This is a genomic window from Mesorhizobium sp. M2A.F.Ca.ET.067.02.1.1 (assembly GCF_004023285.1).
Taxonomy (GTDB): Bacteria; Pseudomonadota; Alphaproteobacteria; order Rhizobiales; family Rhizobiaceae; genus Mesorhizobium.
In genome coordinates this window covers 1-1,874 of the sequence record NZ_RZSB01000980.1, presented here as the reverse complement: position 1 = coordinate 1,874, position 1,874 = coordinate 1, and the positions used below count along the sequence as shown (strand labels likewise).

Here is a 1,874-nt window from a genome sequence, read left to right as displayed (position 1 = left end):
GGAAATAGGCGGCAGCCGTGAACAGGATGCCGGCTATTTCCTGTTTTCGGCGCAGGACGCCTCGATCAAGCTGTTGGTCGCTGGCATGACGGTCTGGCAGATCATGTTCGTGCGTTCCATCACCGTGCTCCTCGCCTGCGGCGCGATCGGCGGCAAGCGGCTGTTTGCCGACACGATCGATTCACCGATCGTCAGGCCGATGCTGGTGCGCAGCGCCTTCACGCTGGCCGCCTGGCTTTGCTACTACAACGCCGCGCGCTCGCTGCAGCTTGCCGAGCTCACCACCATCTATTACGCAGCACCCATCATCGTCACCGTGCTGTCGGTGCTGATCCTGGGCGAGACGGTGCCGCTCCTGCGCTGGATCGCGGTCTTCGTCGGTTTCGTCGGCGTCTTCATCGCCTGCGATCCGACGCGGCTCGGCCTCTCCGTGCCGGTGCTGCTGGTGCTGGCGGCCGCCGTGCTTTGGGGGATCGCCGTTGTGCTCTTACGCAAGACGGCGCTGCAGGAGCGCACGACGATCCAGCTCGTGCTCAACAATTTCTATTTCCTGCTCTTCTCGGCCGTGCCGGCGCTGCTGTGGTGGCGCATGCCTGACGGAACGCAGCTGCTTTTGCTCCTCAGCGTCGGCGCGCTCGGCGGGGTGGCGCAATATGTGCTTTTCGAAGGCATGAAGCGCGCCCCGGTGTCGATCGTGGCGCCGTTCGAATACACCTCGCTGGTCTGGGCCTTCGCGCTGGGCTACGCCATCTGGGGCGACGTGCCACGCACGGAGGTGTTCATGGGCGCGGCGCTGATCATCGGCGCCGGCCTGCTCATCGTCGGCAACGAGCATTTCCGCAAGCGGGAGCAGGCCTGATGACAGAGGGCTGTCAGGAGCAACCGGGTGGGCTGGCGCCATGACGGACACGCTCGAGATGCCTGAAAAGCTCACGCATGCCGCCGCCGACGCAGCGGCCGAGCGCACGCTTGGCATCATCCTGATCTCGGCATCGGCCATCGCCTTCGCGCTTACCGGCGTGCTGACCAAATCGATCCACGCCGATCCGCTGACGATCACCTGCTGGCGCGGTTTTTTCGGCTCGATCCTGATCAGCCTCTATGTGTTCTGGCGCCGGCGCCGCTCAAGCGGGCGCGAGAGCCTGAGACTGGGCTGGCGGAGCTGGCTCTTGGCGGTCGAGGGTGCCGCCGTCAGCATCGCTTTCATCTCGGCGTTCAAATACACCTATGTCGCCAATGTCGCGGTCATCTACGCGACCTCGCCCTTCATCGCCGCGCTCCTTGCCTTCCTTCTGGTACGGGAAAAATGCCGGCTGCAGACAATGGTCGCGGCCCCCGTATCGTTTTGCGGCGTCGCCATCATGGTGGGCGGCGGCCTCGGCAGCGGCCATCTGTTCGGCGACGGGCTGGCGCTTTTGATGACCACGGGCAGCGCGCTCTACATGATCATGGTGCGCGCCTTCCGTGATTCGCCGGTCGTGTGGGCGGGCGCGGTCTCGGCCTTCCTGCTCTTCGTGCTCGGCTGGTTCGTCACCGATCCGCTGGCCGTCTCGACGCGCGACGTGGTGCTGCTTGCCACCTTCGGCTGCTCCTTCGCGCTGGCCTCGATCCTGTGGACGGAAGGCTCGCGGCTTATCCCTGCCGCCGAATCCGGCCTGCTGGGCTCTGCCGAGGTGCCGTTCGCCATCCTGTTTGCCCTGATCTTCCTCGGCGAAGCTCCGCCATGGCCAGCGTCATCGGCGGCGCCATCGTGCTTTGCGCGGTCTTTGCCCATGCCGGCCGCGACTGGCTGAAGGCCAAATCGGCGCGCTCGTAAAAATATTTCTGCCAATCACGGAACCATCATCCGGCTCAGGCATTGTTAGGTCGACGGG

At 64.9% G+C, this 1,874-nt stretch carries 1 protein-coding gene and 1 pseudogene; both read left to right on the top strand.

All coding sequences use genetic code 11. From position 1 onward, the window contains the following. Positions 1-4: 4 nt before the first annotated feature. Positions 5-859, top strand: coding sequence for a DMT family transporter (locus EOA28_RS34450; protein WP_128315778.1), 855 nt, complete (start codon positions 5-7; stop codon positions 857-859). A gap of 58 nt (positions 860-917) precedes the next feature. Further along, a pseudogene (locus tag EOA28_RS34445) lies at positions 918-1,816 on the top strand (DMT family transporter). The last annotated feature ends 58 nt before the right edge of the window (positions 1,817-1,874 follow it).